This window comes from Acidimicrobiales bacterium, from assembly GCA_016716005.1.
Taxonomy (GTDB): Bacteria; Actinomycetota; Acidimicrobiia; order Acidimicrobiales; family JADJXE01; genus JADJXE01.
The window spans coordinates 2,997,345-3,002,520 of sequence record JADJXE010000001.1 but is presented as its reverse complement, the minus strand read 5'-3'; the positions used below and the strand labels follow the sequence as shown (position 1 = coordinate 3,002,520).

Genomic DNA, 5,176 nt, shown 5'->3' with positions numbered 1-5,176 from the left:
GGAACGCAAGGCTACCGTCCGGCGCGAACCGCGATCCCCCGCCGCCCCTGCCACCCCCACCTCCACCGCCACCCCGGCACCGGGGCTTCGCGCCGTCAGCCGCAGGTGGCCCCGTACTCGGGCACGTCGAGGTCGACGAGGTAGGCGGTGACCAGGTCGTCGATGCACCGGCTGCCCGTGGCGAACCCCGTGTGGCCCTCGGCCCGGTTCACCACGAGCACCCCCGACTCGAGATCTTCGGCCAGCTGGAGGCCCCACTCGTAGGGCGTGGCCGGGTCACCGGTGGTGGTGACCACGAGGATGGGCGGTGCGCCGGTGGCGGTGGGGGCGGCCCGCACCGCCGTCGGCTGGTGGGGCCACTGGGCGCACGGGTCGGTCGCACCGGTCAGCACCGGCCCGACCCGCGGCGCCAGCCGGGCGAGCCGGCCCTGCAGCTCGCTCAAGGCCGCCGCGTCGATCGCGGGGTCGTCGAGGCAGCTGATCGCCAGGTTGGCCGCCAGCACGTTCTGGTAGGCGCCGTCCTCGTCGCGGAAGGCGTAGCTGTCGGCGAAGAGCTGCAGCAGGCTGCCGTCGCCCGCCTCGGCCCCGGTCAGCGCCTCACCCAGCGCGGGCCAGGCCTGCTCGCTGTAGAGGGTGGCGAGGACGCCCGTCCACGCGTAGCCGACGGTGACCGGGCGGGGGTCTCCCGACGACTCCGCCACCAGGGGCTTGGCGTCGATCGACGCCATGATCTCGTCGAACGCGGTGGCTGCGCTGCGCCCCGCCGCGAACCGGCAGGACGCCGAGCGGTCGCACCACTCGAAGAACCGGCGGAGCGCCTGCTCGAAGCCGACCGCCTGGCCCTCGGTGATCTCGGCGCGGGTCAGCTCGGGGGGCGACGCCCCGTCGAGGACGAGCGCTCGCACCCGGTCGGGGAACAGGTCGGCGTACACCGCGCCCAGCTCCGAGCCGTACGAGCCGCCGAGGTACGTGAGGCGCTCGTCACCCACCGCCTGGCGGATCAGGTCCATGTCGCGGGCCGCGTCCTCGGTCGACACGTGCTCGAGCAGGCCCGCCTCGGTGTTCGCCTGGCAGGCGGCCACCAGCTCGGCGGTGGCGGCCTCGATCTCGGCCAGCTCGGCCTGGTCGTCCGGGGCGGGATCGAGCGCCAGGTACCGGTCCAGGCTGTCGTCGTCGAGGCAGGCGACGGCGGCGCTGGCGCCCACCCCCCGCGGGTCGAACCCGATCAGGTCGAAGCGCTCCAGCAGGGCGTCGGGGAACAGCCGGGGCGCCTGACGGGCCCAGTCGATGCCCGACGCGCCGGGGCCTCCCGGGTTCACCAGCAGTGAGCCGATCCGGCGGTCCGGATCGGACGCGGGCCGGCGGACCAGCGCCAGGTCGATGGTGCCGGCCGACGGATCGTCGTGGTCGAGGGGCACCTGCAGGGTGGCCGACTCGAAGCCCCGGGCATCGGGCTCCGACCACACGACGGTGCCGTCGGGATCCTGGCCGTCGGGATCCTGGCCGTCGGGATCCGTGCCGTCGGGATCCGTGCCGTCGGGATCCGTGCCGCCGGTGGTCGTCGTGGTCGTCGGGCCGAGGGGGCCGAGGCCGAGGCCGGGGTCACCGCTGCCGCAGGCCGCCGCCACCAGGCCGATGGCGGCGAGGAGCACGACGGCGAGCACCGAGCGGGAGGGCACCCCCGCAGGCTAGGGCGGGGCCGCCGGCATGGGTGCGCGCCCCGGAGCCGTCCGGGACCGACGGCGGCGGGTCGTCAGGGCCTGCCGGCCGCCGGTCCGGGCAGCGCCTGCTCCAGCTCCAGCACGGGCGCGAAGAGGTCGCCGAGGCGATCGATCCGCTCCTCCACGGCCTGCAGCTCGAAGGTGAGCAGGCGGCGGTCGCCGGCCGTCAGGGCGGCGTCGACCTCGGCCCAGGACACCGGCGTGGAGACCGTCGGCCGCTCCCGCGCCCGCGCCGAGTACACGCAGACCGTGGTCTTGTGGCGGGCGTTCTGGCTCCAGTCGACGAACACCCGGCCCGGGCGCTCGGCCTTCTTCATCGAGACGGTGACCCGGTCGGGGTGGGCCCGCTCCAGCACCCGGGCCACCGCGTACGCGAAGGCGCTGGTCTGGTCGTGGGTCGCCGGGGCGTTCAGGGGGACGTACACCTGCAGCCCCTTCGACCCCGACGTCTTCGCGAACCCCACCAGCCCGACGCCCGCCAGCAGATCCCGGATCCACAACGCCACCCGGGCGCAGTCGATCACGTCGGCCGGGGCGCCGGGGTCGAGGTCGAACACCACGGCCCGGGGCGCCCCGAGGTCGGCGGCCAGCGCCATCGGGGTGTGCAGCTCGATCGCCGCCAGGTTCGCCATCCACACCAGCCCGGCGGCGTCGTCGACGAGGCAGTACTCGACCGGCTCGTCGTCGCGCTCGCCCCCCGGGCCCACGGCCACCCTCATCCAGTCGGGCCGGAACGACGGGCACCGCTTGTTGAAGAACGACGACCCGTCGACGCCGTCGGGGAAGCGGCGCATCGTCACGCAGCGCCCGTGCAGGTGGGGGACGATCACCGGCGCGACCCGCGCGTAGTAGCGGATCACCTCGCCCTTGGTGACGCCCGCTGTCGGGTAGAGGACCTTGTCCAGGTTGGTGAGCCGGAGCCGCCGGCCCTCGACGTCGACGTCGGGCGTCACGCCGACTTGCGCTTGCGGGGGGCCCGCTTCTTCGGCTCCTCGCCCGCTCCGGCAACGGTGCGGGCCGTGGGGTGGCGGCCCCGGGCCACCTTGGCCTCGGCCACGCTGGCCTCCAGCGCGGCCATCAGGTCGACGACCGAGGAGGCCCGCTCGACCGCCGGGGCCTCCACCTCGGTGGTCCCACCCGCCGCCTTGCGCTCGATCAGGGCCAGCACCGCCCGGCGGTGCGTGTCCTCGTAGCGGTCGGGGTCGAACGGCTCCGCCAGCGACTCGATCAGCTGGCGGGCCATGGCGACCTCGCGGTCGGACACCTCGACCCCGTCGAGGGCCGCGAGCTCGGCGATGGTGTCGGCCGGCACGATCTCGTCGGCGTACACCATGGTCGACAGCACGAGGTGGTCGTCCTGCACCCTGATGGCGGCCAGGTACTGCTTCTGGCGCATCACGAAGCGGGCGATGCCCACCTTGTTCGACTGCCGCATGGCGTCGAGCAGCAGCGCGTACGGCTTGGCCGTGGCCTTGTCTGGAGCCAGGTAGTACGCGCTGTCGTAGTGGATCGGGTCGATCTCGTCGAGGTCGACGAACGCGTCGATCTCGATGGTGCGGGCCGCCTGCGGGTCGAGCGCGTCGAGCTCGGCCTGCTCGATCTCGACGTAGCGCCCGGGCGCGACCTCGTAGCCCTTCACGATGTCGGCGTCGGCGACGTCGGAGCCGTCGACCGCCGAGACCCGCTTCAGCTTGATCCGGCTGCTCGTGCGCCGGTCGATCTGGTTGAACGACACCGACTTGCGGGACACCGCGTTGTACAGCCGGACGGGGATCGTCACCAGGCCGAAGCTGATCGCGCCGTTCCAGAGGGGGCGGGGCATGCCCACCAGTCTCCCCCATTGGCCCCATCCTGAACAGGGGCCACACGGACTACGCCAGCAACGCCCGCGCGACCAGGTCGGTGCCGAAGGCGGTGAGGATCGCCAGGTAGAGCAGGCCCGTGGCCGCCATGACCGCCGAGTACTGGCGCTCCTTGAGGGCGGCCCGCGTCACGAGGGCGAGGATCAGCGTGGTCACGGCGCAGGCCACCCAGAACCAGCCGAGCAAGCCGTCCCAGCCGTCGTCGATCTCGCCCGTGAGGACCGACACCATCCCGGTGGGGACGAGGAGCAGCCCCACCTCGAGCGGCCACGTCCACGTGAACCACCGGACCAGCTCGAGCAGCGGCCCCCGGGGCAGGCCGGGCTGGACCAGGTACCAGTGCCCCAGCAGCATGGCGTCGGACACGGCCCCGAGGAACAGGGCCCCGGCGATGGTGCGGGCCACGGCCAGGCCGGTCGGGCCGCCGGCGTCGACGCCCGCCGCGACCAGCCCGATCAGGCCGATGGCCGGGGCCACCAGGTCGAGCGCCGGCGGGAACTCCCTGCCGCCGGCCCGGGCGTCGTCGGCGGCGCCGCTGCGCTCGATGCCCGTCATCGCCGCCACCCGCGCCGTGCGGGCCGCGTGGAGGGCCCGGCCCTCGCGCACCCCGGCCCGGCGCAGGACGACCGACACCGCCAGCACGGCACCGGCGGCGACGGCCACCGCCAGCGAGCAGGCGTCGCGAACCGGGGCGCCGTCGCCGTAGGCGACCCCCACCACGAACGCGCCCAGGGCGAACAGCCCGTACGTGCCGCGGAGCAGCCAGCCGTAGCCCAGGCTGACGATGCGGTGGCGGGTGGTGACCCAGCAGAAGAACAGCCCGCCCACCGACCACTGCAGCAGCACCGTGCCGGCATCGAGGCTGATCACGACCGAGCACGCTACCGGCCCTACGCTCACCCCCATGCCCCGGCTCGGCCCGGCAGTGGCCGCCCTCTGCCTGCTGCTGGCCGCCTGCTCGGCGGGTGGCGACGACCGGCCCACGCTGGGGGCCGAGGCGTCGTCGACGACGACGACCACCGCCGCCGCCGGCACCGCGCTCCCCCAGCCCCCGCTCCTCACCGGCGTCGCGGAGGTCGACGCCCTCCTCGCCCGCCTCGACGCCGCCTCCCGGGCCACCTTCACCGCCACCTACGACGTGCTCCGGCGGCTCGGCCCGGTCGAGTCGACGGCGACCGTCACCCAGCAACCGCCCCGCTCCGCCCTCCGGGTCGGCGACGTCGTGCTGCTCGGCGGCCCCGACGGCCAGGGCACCACCTGCGACCTGGCCGCCGGCGGCTGCACCGAGGGGATCGAGGAGCAGCGCCTCTCCGACTCGGTGCTCACGTCGGGCTTCTGGGCGGCGGCGCCGGCCGCCGCGATCCGCACCGCCATGGCCCGGCGGGTCGCCGACACGGCGCTGAGCCGCGAGACGATCGCCGGGCTGACCGCCGACTGCGTCGCCGTCCCGGTCGCGGGCGGCACCGACCGCTACTGCGTGACCCCCGCCGGGGTGCTCGCCCGGGCCGACACCGCTGCGATGCTGATCGAGCTCACGGCGTGGGCGGACACCGCCGATCCGGCCCTGCTGGAGCGGCCCGCGGCGGGGTGACG

The 5,176-nt window shown here is 74.9% G+C and carries 5 protein-coding genes; 1 reads left to right on the top strand and 4 read right to left on the bottom strand.

Annotation, left to right across the window (positions count from 1 at the left end):
- Positions 1-95: 95 nt before the first annotated feature.
- From IPM45_14760 to IPM45_14745, 4 genes are all read right to left on the bottom strand, one after another.
- Positions 96-1,679 (bottom strand): alpha/beta fold hydrolase, encoded by a 1,584-nt coding sequence (locus IPM45_14760; GenBank protein ID MBK9180798.1) that lies wholly within the window; start codon positions 1,677-1,679, stop codon positions 96-98.
- A 74-nt stretch (positions 1,680-1,753) separates the two neighbouring features.
- On the bottom strand, positions 1,754-2,674 hold the full coding sequence (gene ligD / locus IPM45_14755; protein ID MBK9180797.1) for a non-homologous end-joining DNA ligase: 921 nt from the start codon (positions 2,672-2,674) through the stop codon (positions 1,754-1,756).
- Positions 2,671-3,543 carry a Ku protein gene (locus IPM45_14750; GenBank protein ID MBK9180796.1) on the bottom strand — a complete coding sequence of 291 codons (873 nt, stop codon included), beginning with the start codon at positions 3,541-3,543 and terminating at the stop codon, positions 2,671-2,673. The genes ligD and IPM45_14750 overlap by 4 nt, the downstream gene beginning before the upstream one ends.
- A gap of 49 nt (positions 3,544-3,592) precedes the next feature.
- A complete protein-coding gene (locus tag IPM45_14745) occupies positions 3,593-4,453 on the bottom strand; it encodes a hypothetical protein (protein ID MBK9180795.1) in 861 nt (286 codons plus the stop codon).
- Between the two features lie 34 nt (positions 4,454-4,487).
- Between IPM45_14745 and IPM45_14740 the strand changes: the two genes are divergently transcribed.
- Positions 4,488-5,174 carry a hypothetical protein gene (locus IPM45_14740; protein ID MBK9180794.1) on the top strand — a complete coding sequence of 229 codons (687 nt, stop codon included), beginning with the start codon at positions 4,488-4,490 and terminating at the stop codon, positions 5,172-5,174.
- Positions 5,175-5,176: the final 2 nt, after the last annotated feature.

Excerpts from the sequence above, each read along its gene's own strand:
- IPM45_14750 (MBK9180796.1), bottom strand. The coding sequence starts at position 3,543 with ATGCCCCGCCCCCTCTGGAACGGCGCGATCAGCTTCGGCCTGGTGACG.
- IPM45_14740 (MBK9180794.1), top strand. The coding sequence starts at position 4,488 with ATGCCCCGGCTCGGCCCGGCAGTGGCCGCCCTCTGCCTGCTGCTGGCC.